The 18,162-nt window shown below is 69.4% G+C and carries 20 protein-coding genes and 2 pseudogenes; 9 read left to right on the top strand and 13 right to left on the bottom strand.

Annotated features, from left to right (window positions below; translation table 11 throughout):
- Positions 1-72: 72 nt before the first annotated feature.
- Positions 73-393 (top strand): annotated as a pseudogene (locus tag ACFWBB_RS37265) (helicase associated domain-containing protein); the annotation flags it as partial.
- A 56-nt stretch (positions 394-449) separates the two neighbouring features.
- Here ACFWBB_RS37265 and ACFWBB_RS37260 read toward each other — a convergent pair.
- The 4 genes from ACFWBB_RS37260 to ACFWBB_RS37245 form a co-directional block, all read right to left on the bottom strand.
- The gene (locus tag ACFWBB_RS37260; RefSeq protein ID WP_385281991.1) at positions 450-2,396 is read right to left on the bottom strand and encodes a hypothetical protein; all 1,947 of its coding nucleotides are present in this window, start codon (positions 2,394-2,396) and stop codon (positions 450-452) included.
- Entirely contained in the window at positions 2,393-2,971 is a 579-nt protein-coding gene (locus tag ACFWBB_RS37255) for a hypothetical protein (RefSeq protein ID WP_385281988.1), read from the bottom strand. The genes ACFWBB_RS37260 and ACFWBB_RS37255 overlap by 4 nt, the downstream gene beginning before the upstream one ends.
- Entirely contained in the window at positions 2,961-4,064 is a 1,104-nt protein-coding gene (locus ACFWBB_RS37250) for a dsDNA nuclease domain-containing protein (protein WP_385281985.1), read from the bottom strand. Before ACFWBB_RS37250 ends, ACFWBB_RS37255 begins: the two co-directional genes overlap by 11 nt.
- Positions 4,065-4,587: 523 nt before the next feature.
- Positions 4,588-5,661, bottom strand: a complete 1,074-nt coding sequence (locus ACFWBB_RS37245) for a hypothetical protein (RefSeq protein WP_385281982.1) — start codon at positions 5,659-5,661, stop codon at positions 4,588-4,590.
- A gap of 209 nt (positions 5,662-5,870) precedes the next feature.
- Between ACFWBB_RS37245 and ACFWBB_RS37240 the strand changes: the two genes are divergently transcribed.
- The 4 genes from ACFWBB_RS37240 to ACFWBB_RS37225 all read left to right on the top strand — a co-directional run bounded on the left by ACFWBB_RS37240 (position 5,871) and on the right by ACFWBB_RS37225 (position 8,524).
- Positions 5,871-7,292, top strand: a complete 1,422-nt coding sequence (locus tag ACFWBB_RS37240) for a hypothetical protein (RefSeq protein WP_385281980.1) — start codon at positions 5,871-5,873, stop codon at positions 7,290-7,292.
- A complete protein-coding gene (locus ACFWBB_RS37235; RefSeq protein WP_385281997.1) occupies positions 7,289-7,438 on the top strand; it encodes a DUF6207 family protein in 150 nt (49 codons plus the stop codon). Before ACFWBB_RS37240 ends, ACFWBB_RS37235 begins: the two co-directional genes overlap by 4 nt.
- A 106-nt stretch (positions 7,439-7,544) precedes the next feature.
- The gene (locus ACFWBB_RS37230) at positions 7,545-8,114 is read left to right on the top strand and encodes a hypothetical protein (protein ID WP_385281977.1); all 570 of its coding nucleotides are present in this window, start codon (positions 7,545-7,547) and stop codon (positions 8,112-8,114) included.
- A complete protein-coding gene (locus ACFWBB_RS37225) occupies positions 8,072-8,524 on the top strand; it encodes an ATP-dependent DNA ligase (protein ID WP_385281975.1) in 453 nt (150 codons plus the stop codon). The genes ACFWBB_RS37230 and ACFWBB_RS37225 overlap by 43 nt, the downstream gene beginning before the upstream one ends.
- A gap of 166 nt (positions 8,525-8,690) precedes the next feature.
- Here the strand turns inward: ACFWBB_RS37225 and ACFWBB_RS37220 are convergent, their stop codons facing one another.
- Positions 8,691-9,623, bottom strand: a complete 933-nt coding sequence (locus ACFWBB_RS37220) for an anti-sigma factor RsbA family regulatory protein (protein ID WP_385281972.1) — start codon at positions 9,621-9,623, stop codon at positions 8,691-8,693.
- Positions 9,623-9,922, bottom strand: a complete 300-nt coding sequence (locus ACFWBB_RS37215; RefSeq protein ID WP_385281969.1) for an STAS domain-containing protein — start codon at positions 9,920-9,922, stop codon at positions 9,623-9,625. Before ACFWBB_RS37215 ends, ACFWBB_RS37220 begins: the two co-directional genes overlap by 1 nt.
- A 365-nt stretch (positions 9,923-10,287) precedes the next feature.
- Here ACFWBB_RS37215 and ACFWBB_RS37210 point away from each other — a divergent pair, with 365 nt between their 5' ends.
- Positions 10,288-10,572, top strand: a complete 285-nt coding sequence (locus ACFWBB_RS37210) for an ANTAR domain-containing protein (RefSeq protein ID WP_385281966.1) — start codon at positions 10,288-10,290, stop codon at positions 10,570-10,572.
- 20 nt (positions 10,573-10,592) lie between these two features.
- On the opposite strand, the pseudogene ACFWBB_RS37205 reads toward ACFWBB_RS37210, so the two are convergent.
- From ACFWBB_RS37205 to ACFWBB_RS37175, 7 genes and pseudogenes are all read right to left on the bottom strand, one after another.
- Positions 10,593-10,763, bottom strand: a pseudogene (locus ACFWBB_RS37205) (ATP-binding protein); the annotation flags it as partial.
- A 60-nt stretch (positions 10,764-10,823) separates the two neighbouring features.
- Positions 10,824-11,759, bottom strand: a complete 936-nt coding sequence (locus tag ACFWBB_RS37200; RefSeq protein WP_385281964.1) for a phosphotransferase family protein — start codon at positions 11,757-11,759, stop codon at positions 10,824-10,826.
- Positions 11,760-11,983: 224 nt separating this feature from the next.
- Positions 11,984-12,643, bottom strand: coding sequence for an HAD family hydrolase (locus ACFWBB_RS37195; RefSeq protein ID WP_385281961.1), 660 nt, complete (start codon positions 12,641-12,643; stop codon positions 11,984-11,986).
- On the bottom strand, positions 12,640-13,164 hold the full coding sequence (locus ACFWBB_RS37190) for an orotate phosphoribosyltransferase (RefSeq protein WP_385281958.1): 525 nt from the start codon (positions 13,162-13,164) through the stop codon (positions 12,640-12,642). Before ACFWBB_RS37190 ends, ACFWBB_RS37195 begins: the two co-directional genes overlap by 4 nt.
- Positions 13,161-13,727, bottom strand: a complete 567-nt coding sequence (locus tag ACFWBB_RS37185) for an LOG family protein (protein WP_385281955.1) — start codon at positions 13,725-13,727, stop codon at positions 13,161-13,163. The genes ACFWBB_RS37190 and ACFWBB_RS37185 overlap by 4 nt, the downstream gene beginning before the upstream one ends.
- Positions 13,724-14,638, bottom strand: a complete 915-nt coding sequence (locus tag ACFWBB_RS37180) for a nucleotidyltransferase domain-containing protein (RefSeq protein ID WP_385281952.1) — start codon at positions 14,636-14,638, stop codon at positions 13,724-13,726. The genes ACFWBB_RS37185 and ACFWBB_RS37180 overlap by 4 nt, the downstream gene beginning before the upstream one ends.
- 35 nt (positions 14,639-14,673) lie before the next feature.
- A complete protein-coding gene (locus tag ACFWBB_RS37175) occupies positions 14,674-15,543 on the bottom strand; it encodes an aspartyl/asparaginyl beta-hydroxylase domain-containing protein (protein WP_385281949.1) in 870 nt (289 codons plus the stop codon).
- Between the two features lie 205 nt (positions 15,544-15,748).
- On the opposite strand from ACFWBB_RS37175, the gene ACFWBB_RS37170 reads away from it, so the two are divergent.
- From ACFWBB_RS37170 to ACFWBB_RS37160, 3 genes are read left to right on the top strand one after another with little or no spacing between them, the layout of a single operon-like run.
- Positions 15,749-17,116 carry a transcriptional regulator gene (locus ACFWBB_RS37170; RefSeq protein ID WP_385281946.1) on the top strand — a complete coding sequence of 456 codons (1,368 nt, stop codon included), beginning with the start codon at positions 15,749-15,751 and terminating at the stop codon, positions 17,114-17,116.
- 45 nt (positions 17,117-17,161) lie between these two features.
- A complete protein-coding gene (locus ACFWBB_RS37165; protein ID WP_385281943.1) occupies positions 17,162-17,452 on the top strand; it encodes a hypothetical protein in 291 nt (96 codons plus the stop codon).
- Complete coding sequence (locus ACFWBB_RS37160) at positions 17,449-18,144, top strand: hypothetical protein (RefSeq protein ID WP_385281941.1); 696 nt, start codon at positions 17,449-17,451, stop codon at positions 18,142-18,144. Before ACFWBB_RS37165 ends, ACFWBB_RS37160 begins: the two co-directional genes overlap by 4 nt.
- Positions 18,145-18,162 lie beyond the last annotated feature (18 nt).

Raw genomic sequence — 18,162 nt, 5'->3', positions numbered from 1 at the left:
CCCAAATCCCCACCAGAAACACAAAACAGCAAGCCATAACAACCCGACCACCGCAGACCCAACGACCCGTCACAGCAGCAGGAGCGGCTGTCCCATCTGGGCGTCACGCCCGCTAAGGCGCCGTCTCCCGCCCCGGCCGCCAAGGGTGCGAAGGGGCAGGGCAAGGCATCGCAGGCGTTCCAGCGAGGGCTGGCGGCCCTCGCGCAGTGGGTGGAGCGGGAGGGCCACCGGCCGGTGCCGAGGGGCCACAGCGAAGAGATCGCGGTCGACGGCGAGGCGGAGCCGGTAGTCGTGAAGCTGGGTGTGTGGATCTCGAACATCAAATCGAGGCGGGACAAGCTCGCCCAGGACCAGCTGGCCGCCCTGCGGGAGCTCGACGTGGAGTGGGCGTGACCCTGTGCCCATCGGTACTACGCGCGCGTCCCTCCGCTCCCCTTTGCCGGGGTCGTCTACGGAGTGGCGTAGACGTTGGGCATTACCAGTTCGCGGATCGAACCACGGTCGCGCGGTGGTCTCGGCTGCACCAGCTGTTGCGTGCTGATGACCTGAGTACCGGTGTTCTCGGCTGCATCAGCGATTCTGGTGAGGACGTCTATGACGACGTGCTCGTCCACTCCCTGCTGATAGGGATTGTCCAGGAGCAGCAAGCCGGGGAAGGCGCATTCCTGGTCGAGGTCGTGCGTGAGGTAGAGGGTGGCGTAGCTATAGGCCAGGAAGAACAGGACAGTTGGGGCGGCACCTAGGGCGTCATGCCAAGGGCGGCTGCCGACGTAGAACGTCAGGTCGGTGTCGCGGATGGATACATCCCCTTCGACCCACTGGGTGGTTCGGTAGGGGCTGAGGAAGTCGTTCATCCGCTTCGCAAAGCGCGCACATCGTTCTGAGGGCGTCAGGCTAGACGGCTGGGCGGCGTTTGGCCGTTCCTTGATCTCTTGCACGCGCTTCGCGGCGTTCTGCAGAACGTGGCGTGCGGTGTCGCGCCTGCGGAGGATTTCCTCGATGGCCGGGAACGCTGACAGCTTCTGCTCCATGCGGGCGAGGGTGGCGGCGATGTCCTCCAGCTCAGCCATGAAAGGAGCCAACTGTGCGGCCCGCTCAACGTTCAGGCGCTGGGCCAACTGTGCTTGGTGTGCCTGCAGCTCTCCTTGGTAGGCCTCAGCTGCGGTGAGATCGCTGGTGGTGCGTTGGATGGCCTCGTTCAGGTCTTCCAGTTCAGACTTGAGAGACCGGATCTCGATCTGTGCCCGACGCAGGCGCTTGTCGTCATCGACGGACTGGAAGCAAAGATGGCAAGCACCTTCTGGGTGCTCGCGGTGGGGGTCGACGTCCTGTTCGCATGATGGGCACATCCGTACCGGCAGCGCGTCGAAGACCTCGATAGAGGTGCTGAGCCGTTCCATGCGGCCAATCTCGGCCTGAACCATGCGCGCTGAGCGTTGATGCTCTGCGCTGACTTCACGGAGGGAGGCGACGTCCTCGCTTGCGCGCTTGAGGTGGCTGGTGACGGTTTGGTAGGCAGTCGTGAGAGACGTGTCGAACCCCACGGGCGGGTTGCCGCTGATCGCGTTGCCTGTCTTGACGCTGGCGATCTCGGCGGTCAGTTGCTGGCGACGGCGGCGGACCGCTGCGAGCTCCGTCTCGACTTGCCGTCGGGCGGATGCGACTTGTTCTGTGGAGCGCGCCACGGGCAATTCGAGGCTCTCGGAGATCGCAGTAACGGCCTGCACGGTGCTCTCGTTGGCTTGCCTGTCGGCTGACTGCGCCTCATTGAGTTGGCGCTGTGCCTGGGCGAGGTCGAACTCCTGCCTCTTGTTGCTGTAGCGCGCGGGTGCGAAGCCCAGGAGTTGGCTGACCACGGCTTGCCGCATGTACTCGTGTTCCTTGCTCGCGAAGCTGATCCAGGAGGCCTCGTCTCGGTAGAAGTGGCGCAAGGTGTTCCGGAATGACAAGGGTGTGAGCTGGGGTGCTGTCGCGGCGTTGAGGCCGAGTGGGATGGTGAGTGTGGGCCAACCCAACTTGGCGAGGATCCAGTCGCTGAAGCTGTCCGCCGACAGTTCTGTGTCGTCGTTTCCGTTGCTGACGTAGACCTTGTGCAGGACACCGCGTATGAGCTGTCTGGTGATGGTGTACGGCCGGCCGTCGATCCTGATCTCAATGGATACTGCCTGGTAGGCGTCGACGACAGCAGCCTTGAGTGCGCTTGTGGCACTGCCTCGGTCTCCCAGGCAGTAGTCGATTACGCGCAGCGTTGTTGTCTTGGAGCTGTTGCGTACGCCCGTCAGGATGTTGAGCTTGCCTGATTCGAAGGTGTACTCGTCGATTACGCCGCTGTGGTGGATGAGTCTGACGTTGGCGATGCGGATTCCGCGCTCGGGCGTGTGGAGTGCCTGGCTCATGGGCGGATCTCCTGCTGGAAGGGAGCGTTGCCGACTTCATCCGGGAAGAGCGCGTAGATCAGGTTTTTGAGATCGGTGCCCGACATCTGAGCCAGGTTGCCTTGCATGGCCCGACAGCGCTGGACCAGTGGCTGGAAGTGCTCGAGTTCAGCCAACCGGCCAGCAGCTGCTTTGCCCGCCGGCCTCAGCTTGACGCGCTCGGGGGTGCCGCGGGTGATCGTGACCAGGTTCCGTGCTGTGAGAAAGGACAGGAACTGGCGATACCGGTGGTCCCAGGGACCGTACCGATAGCGGATCATCGGCGCTTCAATCTCAGCGGAGTCTGCGGCCGTGAAGGCGTCAGTGCGTTCGACGACGTCGGCCAGAGCCGCGTGGGCTCGCTCAAGGAAGCCGGGGTAGCGCAGAAAGAAGTCAAGCTTTGCGAACTTTGTTCGTCCTTCGATGCCGGGTCCGGGATTGTCGCCGCACAGATTGAGGAGCAGCAGTAGCCGGGAGGCGTGGAAATCGACGGAGTCGTCTGGGTCCCAGACCCGGTGGAGGGGCGGAGTGACCTGGATGCCGATTTTACGAGACATCGTCGTACCGATTCTGGCAGCGCGCGGTGATGTCACTCAGGACAGCAAGGGCGTCGCTGATCTCTACTTCTCCTGACTCCACTTCAGGCATCGCGAGGATGGCTTGCACCGTCGCCATGTACGCGGGACTTCCTGCCCCGATCAGGCCGCCTCGTCGACGTGCGGACGTGACCTGACAGATCGCAAACACCTTGTCCGACAACTTGTCGAAACGTTGTCGGCCCAGCCCAACGCTCCTGCGGCGGGCCTGACGAAACTCCAGTAGGGATTCGTGCTGGCGCTCCGCTTCCGCTTCGGTAACCCCGGTCGGCTGCAGCTTCTGAGTGAGCGTCATCAGGCGTTCAGTGCTGCCATCGCTGCGCTGTCCTGTGTTCTTCCGGATGCAGTCCTCGAGCACCTGGCGGAAATCGTCCGCCGTGTGCCGTCTCGGGGTCCGTCCTGCTGCGCTGCGCCCGATATGGACAGAGACGAGTTGCTTTAGGACGTTGTCTACCTCCGGCACCATCGGATCCTGCCCGAGGTAATCGCGCACGAGCGGGTACAGGCGCCAGAAGGCTTCGTTCTCGACCTCGTCGACGGTGCGTGGCGCAACCAGGACGTCCAGACGGTCTACACACCAGGCAGCGTCCCGGCCGTCGGGCAACTGTAGACTTGCGAGCTTTTCAACTATTTTATCGCGATTGACGCCCGTCACTGGCTGGGGACGGTCTTCTCTATGGCAGACGAACTGGTAGAGGTCAGCCGCCGGGGGTTCATTGACGATCAGGGTGAAGCGAGACCCATCCGGGAGCGGCTTGTCCAGGAAGAGCTTGCCGAGATAGCTGCTGGCGGCAGTACGGTTCTCAGGCTTCCTCGACTGATCTGCTCTGCACACATCAGCGATGCTGTGTGACTTGCTGGATCCTTCGACTGTCTTGACCTGCCTGTAGGCCGGAGTGTCCCCTCGAAGACAGAGAATGTCCTCCAGATCTTCCCAGGAGACCTCTGTCCAGCGCCCATCCAGCATGTCGAGGCAGTCGAGCAGAGTGACGGCGTCCTGGTACAGGAAGCCCCGTCGACTGCGTCGGCCTCCGTCTGCAGGGGCGAGCGTCACCACTGAATCAGCTCGCAGGTCTCAAGCGCACCGCCCGTTGAAAACTGTCCGCCTGCACGCATGTTGCCCCCCAACAGCGATCTTCTGAGCGCAGTAGATCACCCAAAGAACACGCGTGGCAACGGAGCGGAAGCGCCGCATTGGCTGGCGGGCAGCGGAGACCGGATGGTGCTGGCCGTGCTGACGCGCAACCGGCTGAGCGGCGGCCCGATCCCCGCCGCGGCTGCGCCGCCAATCCCGCCCGTCCCTTCTTCTCCCTACCGGTGCTGCTGGCAGCTACCGGCGGCGGGTGCGGTCTCCGCCAGATCGACGCCGGTCACCAGGTCGCGGTGCACGGCGATGTACAGGCCCCAGTCGGCTTCACCGGTCGTGAGCCAATCCTCCGGCTCATGGAGCGTCGGTGGTCTCGAGCACGCGACCGGCGAGCGTGGGCCGTGGCGCTGTGTGGAGAACCAGCGGCGTATTGGAAGGGTAGGTGGAGTGTGGTCTGGGCCAGGGTGCCGAACAGAGTCTCGCGCCCGCCCTACTCGGCACCAGAGACCATCCGGAAGCGGTCGAAGCGCTTCGGCGTGCTGAACATGGGGCGTCCCCAGAATCCGCCGGTATCTCGGCGCTCCAGCACGTTCTCCACGACCTCGCCCGCATCGCGGTCGAAGCCGGCAGGGGCGAGGGAGACTCGGTGGCACAGCAGGTCCGACTCCCCCTGCGAATATCCCTCCCACTTGCCGGAGTCGTAGCGCTTCTCGGGCCTGATGACGTCGAGGAGCTGGTAGGCGTCGAGGGCCTGATGCGTCTCGTAGGCCTTCCGCCCCAACCCGTATAGGCCTTGCCTTACGTCGCCGGTGACGTAGGTGATGGTGAGCGGGTCGCCCTCCTCGGCGCCGACCTCGACGCCGGTGTACTTGAGGCGGTCGAACCACATGAGCAGGGCCGCGATCTCGCTGTTAGTGAGCACGTGCACCCAGCCGCGGGTGAAGAACTCGACGGGAATCTCCACGTAGGGCTCGGTGTCGTGGGGGGCGGTGTACGGGATGGCCGAGCTGACGGTGCTGGTCCCGTTCTCGCAGAGGAGCTGCAAACCGCTGCTGAAGCGGCCTGGTCCGGTGTTGGCCCGTACGAGCGCCATCGACTCCAGCGTCTTCAGGGCCTGCGTGAGCTGGCGTCGACGGTTGACATCCTCGGAGGCCAACTGGATACCGGGACCGGCGTATTGGCTGATGGAGGCCGACAAGCTCATCCATGACAGCGGGTGCTTCGGCGTCGACTCCACGGGATAGGGGGTCTCCCACTGCTTCCCCGGCCCCACGGCGCACTGCGCGGCGTACAGCATCGTCAGCATGAGCCGGAGCTGGAGTCCTTTGGGGGTGACCATGCGGGCCGCGAACGGCTGCTCCTCCGTCGGGAGCGGCTTCCGCTCGTCCTCCAAGGCCCTCATCTCGTCAAGCCGGTAGAAGGCCTGACGGACTCGGACGGAGGCGGGCTTTTGTCCTTGCTCCCAAATCTGGCGCATGACCTGGTTGACGCCCGCGAGCATGCGGGTGCGAAGGGTCTGGAGGTGTGCAAGGCGTGTGTCGACCTTGCCGTCCTTGGGGCGCATCTTGATCTACCTCTTGAAAACTACGGATTGATTCCCATGCTGCCGCGATCCGTGTGGAAGCTCCCGGATACGAGCGCGTCGCGACCCCCGCGACGTCGGCACTGGGGCCCGCCGTCCGCTTCAGCAGCACGTGCACGACAGGGTGGCTGGCACCTTGTGCGCAGTGAGGGCCACTGCCGGATCCTCCCGGTTTCTGCGACCATCTGCCCATGGTTGGCAGCAGCGATCGTTCAGCGCTTCGCGCTCTGCTCGACACAGCCGTCGCGCCTCTCAGCAACCTGCCGCATACCGTGCTGAGTCGGGCCTTCGAGCGACTGGGTATGCCAGCGATTCCTGAGGACGCCGGCAGCAAGTCGGTCCGGGTTGAACAGAGCCTCCAGCAGGTACCCGACACGGAACTGCCGCCACTGGCTGAACGCGTCCTGCAGCAGCAGGATTTCCCCTTCCCTGTGCGCCCGCCGCTCCGGCATCAGCTCGAAGACCTGCTGTGGGAAGAGGGCGCACCACCCGGCATCCCCAAGAAGGCCCGCCGTGAACTGGCGCGCGCCCTGTATCTCCCGGAGCTCACTCAGCACCCTGACCGCTTCCTGCGGCTGCTGGATCGCCTCTGGGTGATCGAGGGACCGGACCTTTCCTTCGACGAGTTCAGCGCGCTGCTGCTGAACGGGACGCGGCCGGTGACGCTGAAGGACCTCATCGAGAAGCACGTCTTCCGCAATCGCGATGAGGAGGACTGGTCGACCGAGCGGCTTTTCGAGAGCCTCGGTGCGTTCGAGGCAGGAGACGCCAGGTTCGCCCGCTTCCTGGAAGGCCTGGTCTCGGCGGATGTTCTCTTGGACGAGCACCTGCAGGAGAAGACAGCCAGCACGATCAACGATCACCTCCGCGCCCAGGGGATCGAGTTGCGGCGAACCGGCAGCGATGGCGGCTATCCGCTGTTCACTCTGGTGTCGACGCGGCTGCACAGCAACCGGAAGCCCAAGAACATAATCTTCGCTTCCCTCGGGAAGCCGGACATTCGTTTCCGGTCCTCGGTGGACAACGACATCGAGATAGTCGGTGGGCGTCCGGGCGCCACCCTTGTCTATGACCGGGAGGTTCCTGTCGAGGGTCTGCGTTGGCGTGACCTGCACCGCTGGTGGCAGGACACCCACAAGTTCAGCAGCGAGAGCGACGCCGGTGAAGATCTCTACCAGCGGCTCCTCAGGAGCCTGCCGGGCAACTCAGCGGGTCAGAAAAACCTCTTCACGGCCTACCGCACGGCTCACCCGTTCTGCGCGGATGACCTTGCTCTCCTGCCCGAAGTATGGCTGCACTGGGATCCCAAAACCGTCAAGGAGCGCGGCCCCGAAGCGCTGCTGCGTTCCCGCATGGACTTCCTTCTGCTGCTGCCCTACGGACAGCGTGTCGTCCTGGAGGTCGACGGAGTGCAGCACTACACGCGCGACAACGGCCGTACCCCCGACACCGCCAAATACGCGGACATGGTCGCCGCCGACCGGGATCTCAAGCTCAGGGGGTACGAAGTCTTCCGCTTCGGCCACGACGAACTGAAACAACCCGAGGACGCCAAGAAGCTTCTCCTCCAGTTCATCCCGGACATGTTCAGCCGCTTCAAAGCCAGACCCTGAAGCCGCGAGGTCGCAGCGCGCCGGCGGCCCGTACGACCCGGGAGCCCGGCGAGCCGGGCGTGCGGCTGCCCTGCTTCCTGGACCTGCGTCAGGAACTCGACTCAGGGCACCAGGCGGAGGGCGAGCTTGACCCAGTGACCGGCTGACCAGCCGTGGACGCCGCCAGAGACGGCATGGTCGGGGTTCCCCCAAGACCCATCCGGCCATGGCAGTCACTCGGGCGGCCGATGACTTGGGTGGAAGGCATGGTGCGTGACGTGGACGCTGCCGGAGCCGATGCTGGCCACCCCCGTGCTCGTGCCTGAGCTACGGCCGGGCTGGGCGGGCGAGCCGAAGTGGGACGGATTTCGGGCTCTCGCCTCCGTCGAGGCGGGCCAGGTGGTGCTGCGCTCCAGGCGCGGCACCGAAATGGGGCCGTCGTTTCCGGAGGTCGTGGCCGGGGCCGTGCAGCTGCCGGACGCGACCGCGCTGGACGGCGAGCTGGTCGTATGGGACGCCGCGGGCCGCCTCGCGTTCGAGCGGCTGCAAAACCGGCTTGCCCGGCGCGGTGCCGGGGCGGCCCGAGCTGCGGAGGAATGGCCGGCCCACTTCGTCGCCTTCGATCTGCTCAGGCTCTCCGGGACGGACACCACCTCCTGGCCGTACCAGCGACGCAGGGCCGCGCTGGAGTCCGTCTTCGCCGCCCGCCAACTGTCGGCGCCGTGGGCGCTGTGCCCGTCGACCACCGAGGCCGACGTCGTGCGCGAGTGGCTGACAGGGCGTCGGTCGGAATGGAGGGCGTGGTCTTCAAGAGACTCAACGGCGCCTACCGGCCCTCGGTGAGGGGCTGGCAGAAATACAAGGTCCGCGAGACGAGCGAGGCGATCGTCGGCGCGATCACCGGTTCCCTGGTTGCTCCCCGCACGCTGCTGCTCGGCAGGTACAACATCGAAGGACGCTTTCAGTACGTCGGCCGCACCACCACCCTCGCCCAGGCGGCAGGCGCTGCGGTCGCCGACATACTCGCTCCGGGGCGGCGCGGTCATCCGTGGACAGGCTGGTCGTTCAGCGCAGGGTGGGGCAGCCAGGAAAAGCTGAACGTCACGCTGGTGGAACCCGAGCTGGTGGTAGAAGTCGGCGTCGACGTCGCCCGCGACGCCTCCAGCCGCTGGCGCCACCCCGCACGCTGGCACCGCGCCCGCCCCGACCTCTCCCCCGCCGACATCCCCCGCCTGACGTCACCGCCCCACTGATGGCGGCACGGCGTGGAGGCCCCGGCCGACGCGCAACCGGCTGAGCGCGCCCCGCTCCCTCGCTGGCCGGCCCCCCGGCGCCGCCCGGAATCGTAGATGGTTGCGGCGTGAAAAACAGAAGCGGGGCGGGCGGCCACCCGGACAGGGTGGCCGCCCACTCGCGCTGTCACAAGCTGAGGTAGAAGCGCACGGTCGTGCCGTCGTCGCCGGTGTGCACGCGCACCAGGTCGGCCACGTAGTGGACCAGCATCAGGCCCCGGCCGCCCAGCTGGCCGTGCTCCGGCGGGCGGCGGCCGGCCAGCGGATCGGTCAGCCGGCCCGCATCGCGGACCTCGCACACCAGCTGCCCCTGCTCGGCCCAGATGGCGAGTGTCCCGCGGCCTCCGCCGTGCACCACGCTGTTGGTCGTCAGCTCCGCGACCGCCAGCTCCACATCCATCAGCCGCTCCCCCACCAGGCCCAGCCGCATCGCCTGAGCGAGAGCGAACTGGCGGACCGCCGGAAGGTCCTCACCACCGTAGGCGAAGGCCGCGGCATCCGGCACCGTCGGCAGCTCCTGGTTGTACCGATCGACGACCGCCTGCCAGTCGTAGACGTCGCTGACCGATTCACGGCCCTCCCCGCTGATGAGGGTCGGGTGGGTAACCCGCGCATCGGCGACCACCTGCGGATCCAGGCGCACCTCGTCGTAGGGGCACAGGATCGTCACCGCCCGGCCCTCGAACGCGGCGTTGATCAGCGCCTCGTGCTGCGCGCACGCCGGGTACTCCACCGCGCTGCGCCCGGCCCAGATCGGCTCGCCGATGATCCGCACACGTCCCTTGGGGTGGGCGTCGGCGAATCCGCGCAGCACCTTGGGGATGATCCGCCCCGGGTTGCGGCCGGCCTCGGTCATGTCCAGGAACAGGATGCCCTCGGCGTCCCCGCCCAGACCTGCCTTGATCAGCTCCAGATTGGGGCCGGGCACCGCCACGGCCATCGGCTCGCCGTTGTTCAGGCCCTCGCGCAGGAAGGCCACCGTCTGCCGCATGTACTCCTGCTCGGTGCGGTAGAAAAGGGCAGGGTGCACGAACGCCTCGTGGGTGGTCACCGTGCTCATCACAGAGCCACCTCGATCCGGTCCAGGCCCGGCCAGAACATCTCCAACACCCGCGGAAGCTGCGGCGGCGGATTCTCGACCACAACCCTCCCGTCGCGCAGGTTCATAGCGGTGACCGCCAGCGCGGTTACCCCGGCCACGTCGACGAACGCCACATCCGACAGCTCGACGTACGACACGCCCGCGTGCCGCCGGGCCAGCTCGGAGAGGGCCTGCTCCCAAGACGGGCGAGTGAGGGCGCTGATCTCACCGCGGGCACGTATCCCGGAGCGACCGGGCAACGGGTTCACCTCCAACACGGCTCTCCCTGGGACCGGGGCGGGTCCGCCCGCCACATGTGGGGCATCCACGCTCGGACTCCTTCACATCAAGCCGCCTGCCGACCGTCCCGGCACGGGCGGAGGAAAAGCTCCTCCCAGCGGGGCAGTGTATCCAGGCGGCAGACACGCCTGATTCTGTAAGTGGGAGCGAGCAACGTTCATCGAGGTCCGCGGAGATGGCGACGGTTCCCCACTCATGGCAGCCCGTGGCCTCGGATGGATGCTGACGGGGAAGCGGGGCAGGCGTGTGAGGGTGCCCCTGTCCGCTGTCTTTCCTGGTGATTGCCTTGGCCTCATCCGTCCATCCCCGTCCGCAGTCCGCATCGGGGTCGGCCGATGAGCTGATGGAAGAGCTGGAACGGTTGCGGGTGGAGAACCGGCAGCTGCAGCTGGCCCTCGCCTCGCACGCCGTCGTCGACCAGGCCATCGGCGTCCTGACCGTCCTGGGACAGATACCCCCGTGCGACGGCTTCACGGTGCTGCGGCAGGTCTCCCAGCACACCAACCTCAAGCTGACCCAGGTCGCTGAACAGGTCCTCAAACACGGTCAGGGCGCGGCGCTGCCTGATGTCCTTCTTGGGGAGCTGCACGCAGCGCTGGTCCGCCACGCTGCCTCACGCCCCGTCTGACTGAGGGTGGTCTGCGGCGTCTACAGGGGCCGACGTCCGGTGATGGCGCCGCCGGGGTCGTCCAGGAGGGCGATGCGGGCGGTGATGCGCTTGCCGACCGGCTCCCGCTGCGCTTCGAAGCCCTGGGCGACGGCCATGACGATCTCCAGACCGTGCTGGCCGACCCGGCCCGCGTCGGCGGCCCACGAGATGCCCACGTTGCTGACACGGGGCCGACCGGCCACTGACACGAGAGCGGGACAGCCGCGGTTTCAGCCCAAGCGGTAGCTGAGGAGCGCGAGGCCGGCTGCCGCAGCGCGGTGCTGGTAGGCGCGCAGTCCGGGGGCGCCGGGGGGTGCGGGCTGGCGGGCGTTGCGGTGCCAGTGGCCGGTGAGCGCGGCGAGGAACGCGGTGGTGGTCTCGGGGCTGCCAGCGGTGGCGGGGTGGTCGCGGAGCAGCCGGGCGACGTCGGCGGGCGCGTGTCCGGCGAGGATGAGCTGTGGGGCTAGCGAGGCCGCGTCGATGCAGGCCGGACCGGTGGTGGCGTGTGCCCAGTCCACGAAGGTCACGCCAAGGTGGTGGTCGCGGACCATGTTGTCGGCCCGCAGGTCGCCGTGGACGATGCGGTCGCCGTGGGCGAGGCCGGGCCAGGCCGCCTCGAGTTCGGCGAGCGGCTCCAGGCGGTCACGGGCGGCGGGGGCGAGGTCAGCCGGCGGATCGGCGAGCAGTTCGTCCCAGCCGTGCAGGGCCGCCGTGGTGGAGGGTGTGCCGTTCACCGCTGCGGCGTACGGGGCCGGGGCAGGGCTGGAGGTGAGCTTGTCCAGCAGAGCCCAGGTCTGTTCGGCGTCGCCGGAGGCCGGGGAGAAGTCGGGGTGCGGGCCGTCCAGGTGGGCGATGACGACGGCGGTCCAGTCGGCGGCGCAGTGGATGCCCAGCAGATCCGGGGCCGGGGCCCCGGGCGGCAGCGAGCCGAGGACGGCGGCTTCGTGGACGTTGGCGTCGGTCAGCGGGTCGTCGTCGGGGGCCGCCTTGACGAAGGCCCGTTGGCCGTCGGCCAGGGTGAGCGCGGCGGCGAGCTGGTGGCCGAAGCCGCCAGAGGGGGTGACCGTGTCGGTGACGGGTGCGCCGAGGGCGTCTTCGAGGCGGGCGCGCAGGGGCGTGGGGACGTCGGTCCATTGCAGGCGGCCGCTGGTGGGCGGTACAGGCATCGGGGCAGCTTTCAGAGGTCCGGGAAACGGGTGGCGGGGTGATGGGGTGCGCGCCGAGCCGGACCGCGAGTCGGGGCTGAGGAGCGGGGAACCGCTCTCTCAGTGCTCCAGCTCGACGCCGGGCGCTCGTCGCCGCATCACGCGCATTCGCCTGTGTCCTCTGAGTGCAGAAGTGCAAAGGGGCGCCCGTAGGGGCGCCCCTCCACTGTAGTGGCCCGGTTGGGTCACGTGCTGCCGATTAGGGGCAGGTGGTGCAGCAGGGACGGCCCGATGCTGGCGGGCTCGGGCAGGAGGTGATCAGCCCCGGCGGCGCGCAGGGCTGCGGGAGGGTGCCAGCCCCACACTGCTCCGAGCGCGACGACTCCGGCGGCTCGGGCCGCGGTCATGTCGGTGGGGCTGTCCCCGACGTACACCGCGGCCTCCGGTGGGACGTCCAGCTGGCGCAGGGCGGCGTGCAGTCCGTCAGGGGCCGGTTTGGGCCGGGTGTCCTGGCGGGTGATGACGACGTCCAGCAGTTCGGCCACCGCCGGCGGCAGCAGCCACCGCAGGCGGTCGGGGTCCTGGAGGGTGACCGCGCCGGTGGCCGTGCCCTGTGCGCGCAGGGCCAGCAGGCCGGAGAGCACGCAGGGGAACGGCTTCACGGGGTTGGCCGACATGGCGCCGTCCCACCAGCGGTCGCACGCGTCGTCGGGATCGGCGACGTCCAGGAGCGCCAGGACCTCGATGCGGGGGCGGCGCAGCGCCCCGGGCGGAAGGTCGCCCGGCGTCACCCGGCGCCCGAGAGCGCAGGTGGCGACCGCCGCGAGGGTGGAGCGCACCGCGTCGGCGCTGTCCAGGAGCACCCCGTCAAGGTCGAACAGTGCCGCTTGGCGGGAGTCCGTCACCGGGCACCGTCCGGGTCTCGGACCAGGGCGCACAGGACCAGGTGGTGGTCGGCGAGCAGGGCGGCGGCGCCCGCGTCCCGGTCCAGGACGCACACGGCCGTAGCGACCAGCGCGCCGCCGATGCGCAGCAGTCGGGCGCTGCGCAGGAGGCTGGTGCCGCTGCGGGCGGTGTCGTCCAGCAGGACCGTCCGCCGGCCCTCCAGGTCGGCGCCCTCGATCTGCTGCCACGTGCCGTGGTCCTTCGGTGCCGGGCGCAGGAAGGCGGCGGGCAGACCGGTGTGCAGGGACACCGCCGTGACCAGCGGGACCCCGGCCAGCGCCGGACCGGCCAGGGCCTCGGTGCCGTCGGGCAGCAGAGCCGCGAGCGCGGCCGCGGTCTCCGTCAGCAGCTGAGGGTCGCCGGCCAGCCGGTAGGGGTCGAAGTAGCTGTCGAGCGTGCCGCCGTCGGGGAGCCGGTAGGGGCCCGGCCGGTAGGCGACGGCGGCGATCCTCTCCGCGAAGAGGGTGGTGGACGGAGTCATGGCGCGCACCGCCCGGCGGCGAGAGCCTTGAGGTCGGCGGCGAGCGCTTCGGCGTCGGGGAGCTCCCGCAGGAAGCCGAGCGGCCGGGTGGGGCTCTCGGTCAGCCATCCCTCCGCCCGCAGGAACGTACTCAGGCGGCACGCGGTGGGCCCGAGCAGCCGTATGGGCAGGGAGCGGATCGTGGTGGCGTAGTACAGGGCGGCGGTGAGTTCGTGCAGCGTGCCCACGCCGCCGCCCATCGCGACGACCAGGTCCGCGTCGTCGAGGTAGGCGTGCAGCCGCTCCCCCATGGTCGGGGCGTACACGGTGGTGGTGACGAACGGGTTGAGCGCTCCCCAGTCGGGCCGGTCGGCCAGCGTGATCGCGGTGACCGGCACGCGGTGGGGTGCGGCGCCGCGCGCGGCGGCCTCCATCAGTCCGTTGTAGCCACCGTGCCGCAGGGCGTACCCGGCTTGGGCCAGGGCGGCGCCGGCAGCCTGCGCTAACGGTTCCTCGCCGTCCGGCGGGACGACCCCGGCGAACAGGGCCACGGTCAGGTCCGGGGCATGGTCGGTGCGGGTCATGCCAGTCCTTCCTCGTGCTGCTGGTAGGCGCGGTACGCGGTGATCTCGTTGGTCAGCGCGTCGGTGGCGTGCGGGGCGATCCGCTGCGCGAGGCGCACGATGCGCTCCAGGGCGTCGTCGGCCTGCGCCACGGTGGGGACCGGCGGGCTGGTCAGCGCCTCGGTCAGCTCGGTCAGGCACTCGCGGCCGGTGGCGGTCCGGCCGACTTCGTCGGGCAGGTGGTACCAGCCGTGGTGCCGGGAGTGCGGGACCAGCGCGGTGCGGATAACGTCCCGGCAGGTGGCGTTGAGGTCGTGCAGGAGGCCGTAGGCGATGTACTGCTGGCCCCTCGCCAGGCGCTTGCGGAGCATCGCGTGCAGCACCATCGCCTGGACCAGCAGATGGCTGCAGTCCGCCGGCGCCTGTGCCGCGCGGGCGAGTTCCTGCACCGTGCGCTGCTGGGTGCCGGCGTCGGCGAGGTCGTCGGCGCCGGGGCCCTGCCACAGCAGCCGGGGGCCGATCCTGCGGCACAGCGCCCCGACCGCGCTGGTCGGGCACAGGTACAGATCCAGTTGCAGCAGGTGGCCGTCGTGCGGCAGCAGGTAGACGAACCCGGCGCCGCCCAGGTTGCCGACGATGGTGTCCCGCCAGCCGGGCAGCAGCGTGCCGAAGGTGGTGGACATCAGCGCGTCCAGGCTGTCCATCAGGGCGGGCAGCCGGTCGTCGCGGACGGCGACGACCAGGTCGACGTCGGATAACCGGTCCGCGGTGCCGGTGGCGAGCGAGCCTCGCACCAGCAGGTGCGTCACGGCCGTGGTGGCCGACAGGGCCTGGACCAGGTCGCCCAGGACGGCGAGCTGCGCAGGCCGGTGGGCGTGAGCCAGCTCCTCCAGCGGTGTCAGCTCGGTGGGCGGAAGAACGGCGGTGGGCATGCGGTGTCCTCTCGGATGAAGGGATCAGGGCAGGGTCAGGGGCGGGCGAGCAAGTGCGCTTTCGCCGCCCGCCACCGGCTCACGTCGGCGTCCGCGCGGCGGCCCGCGTGGAGTTCGGCGATCAGGTCGTACGCGCCGCCCTCCGGCAGGGCGTAGGCGTAGAAGGCGCGCAGCAGCGTCTGTTCCGCCGCGCCGGTGAAGCCGAGCTCCGCGAGCTGTCCGGCCTTCTCCAGCAGCCCGGCCCGCTCCGCCGCCGTCATCTCCGGCAGGTCCATCGCGTCCCCGTCTCGCAGGTGCGGGCGGGCCGCGAGCGCCTCATAGGCGTCGTCCGCGTATACGTCGGCGATCAGGTGGAGCCGGTCCGGGCCGGTGGTGTTGCAGACTCCGTGGGCCTGCGAGGGCGTCAGCCGCCACAGCGCCCCGGCCGCCATGTGCACTCGGGCGCCGGCGGTGACCAGGACGGCAGAGGGGTTGGTGACGAGCGGGATGTGCAGGCGGTGCCGGCCGGTCTCCCGCAGTTCCGCGTAGTCGCGGTGTTCCCACAGGTAGGAGTGCGGCTCCAGGCGGGCGAGGCGCACGTACATGAAGTTGAGCCCCAGCGAGTCGAGGAACCGCGCGGTGGCCGGCATCTCTTCCAGTAAGGAGGTGGGCCTGGGGCGGCCGTCGCCGATGACGACGTCGTGCGGGTCACCGGAGTGGTTCAGCAGCGACGTGGTCCACCAGCCGCCGGACTGGTACTCGCCGTACGCGACGGCGCCGCGCGTCGGCGCTCCCAGCGCCTCGGCCCGCATCTGTTCGATCGCGGACTCCTCCACGTCGACCAGCCGGGCAACCTGGTCAAGCACCTCCGCCCGCCCGGGGCCGGTCTGCGCCGCCGTGACGGCTGTGGGGAATGTGGTCGCCATCAAGTCCTCCTGACACGTCGTCGAAGCGCGGCCCTGTCGGGCAGCCGTGCAAGGACACCGCAGGCGCCAACTGCCTCACAGAGCGGTGGCGTTGCCGCCTGTTGCGGGTCGTTGCCGCCGGTTGCCGTTCACCCCGGGCGGCCTTCCCCCGCCCGCCGGGAGCCGGAAGACTGGTGTCGCCCGCGCCCGCGAAAGGGATGGGTCCGTGACCACTGACGCAGCCGAACGCCACCCGCTGGCCTACCTGCTGGCCGTGCGCGGGACGAAGGCCGAGGCGTACCTGCTCCGTGTTGCCGAGCAGCACCAGCGCATGGGGTACGGGCAGATGGCGTACCGCAAGGAGAAGGCGTCCCGGTGGATCGCGGGCGTCTACGCGCCCAGCTACCACACCCAGCTCGCCATGGCCGCGCTCGAAGGTATCCCGCCCGAGGCGATCCACGCCCACGGCTGGCCGGGCTGGCTGCTGCTGGCCCTGCCGGACCACACCCTCTTCACCCTCCCGTGGACGACCACGGGGGCGGTGCAGGCACTGGAGATCACAGGAGGTCCGGTGGACCGCAGGAAGTTTCTGATCACCACATCCGTCACCCTGGGCACCACCGTGGCCCAATGGTCAGCCGCCGCACCGGCGGGGGCCGGCCCCACTGCGGGCAGCCGGATCGGCGACGACGTCCCCGACCACTTCGAGCGCCGTCTTGAGAGCCTGCGCCGGCTCGATGACACCGTCGGCTCCGGCGACGTCTACGACGCGGCCCGCACCGAACTCCGCATGATCAGGGCCACCCTCAAGAACGCGTCCTTCGGCGAAGGTGTGGAGCGCCGCTTGTTCGCGGCGGCGGCAGAGGCGTCCCGCAGCGCGGGCTGGACGGCCTACGACAGCGGGAAGGCGGCTGCCGCCGAACGCCACTACTCCACCGCCCTGCGGGCCGCCGCCAGTGCCGACGATCACGTGGTCGCAGCGAACACCCTCGCGTTCTGGGCCATCCAGCACTACTCCACCGGGGACCCCCGGGGCGCGGTCGACCTCGTCGAAGCGGCCCTGTCGCAGGCGCCGAGGACCGGATCAGCCCGCCTGACCTCCATGCTCCACGCCCGAGCCTGCCGGGCCCACGCGCACGCCGGCGACGCCCGGGCCGCTGACCGGGCCGCCAACGCCGCCCTGGACGCCTACGAGCACGCCGGACCCATCGAGGACGATCTGCCGTGCGTGTACTGGTACAACCTCGGTGAGGCCCACCAGCTCATCGGCAGCTCCGCCCTGAACCTGGGCAACCCCAAGCGGGCAGTCGTCCACTTCCTGGAAGCCTCCGCCGTCCACACCAGCCAGGAGGCGTACAACGGCGACGCCTTCCCCCGCGGTCACGCCATCTACCTGGCCCGGCTCGCCGAAGCCCACCTCGGTCTCGGAGATGTCGACGCCGCCGTGGCCACCGCGCACGACGCCGTCGACCGGATGGGAGGCGTCACCTCCGCGCGCGGCACCAGCACGCTGGAAGACCTGCGCAAGAAACTCGCCCGCCGCCGCGGCATCCCCGCCATCGCCGACTTCCTGGACTACACCGACACCGAGTGAGCACCCACGGCTCTCAGCACGAAGTCCGACCATGGAGACGATCCGATGAAGCGCCGCAACCTGCTGCGTGGCGCGCTGGCCGCGGGCCTCACCGCTCCGGCCCTCGCCGCGCTCACCGCCGCCCGCACCGACGCCGACCAGACCCTCTCCCCCGACGTTCCCCAGGGCCTGGCCGACCTCGAGGCCGCAGCCGAGAGCTACGGGTACGGCTACCACGGCCAGCAGCCCACCCGCGTCCTGGCCGACCTGGTCACCGACTTCGCCGGTCTGCGCCCGCTGCTCACCGTTCCGCAGCCCGCACCGGTCCAGGCGCGGCTCGGCAGATGGCCGGGATGACCGCGATCGTCCTGCACGACCTGGGCAGCCGCCGCGAATCGCGTGCGTGGTTCGCCACGGCCGCCCGGGCCGCCGCCGAATCCGGCGACGGCCAGCTGCACGCCTGGGTCCTCGCCCGCGAAGCGATGGTCCCGCTCAACTACGGCGCCCCGAAGGCGGCGGCCGGCCTCGCCGAACGCGCCCGTCACGTCGCCGGGGACCGGCCGACCGCCGCGAAGACGCTGGCGGCCGCGGTCGCCGCCCGCGCCTACGCCCTCAACCACCAGAGCGAGCAGGCCCGCGCCGCGCTCGAGGCCGCCGACGCCCTCATGGACCGGCTCCCCGAGAACGAGCGGTCGGACACCTGGCTGACGTACGGCGAGCAGAAGCACCACGTCCACCTCAGCCACGCGTTCACCACGCTCGGGGACACCCGCCTCGCCCACGTCAGCCAGGAGCGCGCCCTGGAGCTGTCCGCGCCGACCAGCACCATGACGCGCACCCTGCTGAACATCGACGCGGCGGCGTGCTCCCATCACGACGGCGACACCGAGCAGGCGTGCCGACGTACGGTCGACGCCCTGACAGCACTGCCCGTCGACTACCGCACCGGCCTGGTCCGCCGCCGCGCCCTCGACCTGTACGAGGCGATCCCCGCACAGCACCACGGCGAACGCGCCGTAAAGGAGTTGCGGGACGCCCTCTCTGCTTGAGGTATAGACACCGGGCTT

Origin of the sequence: Streptomyces sp. NPDC060000, assembly GCF_042737375.1 — a bacterium.
Lineage (GTDB): Bacteria > Actinomycetota > Actinomycetes > Streptomycetales > Streptomycetaceae > Streptomyces.
Note: the sequence above shows the minus strand (reverse complement) of the source record. Positions and strands in the feature narration are given on the sequence as shown.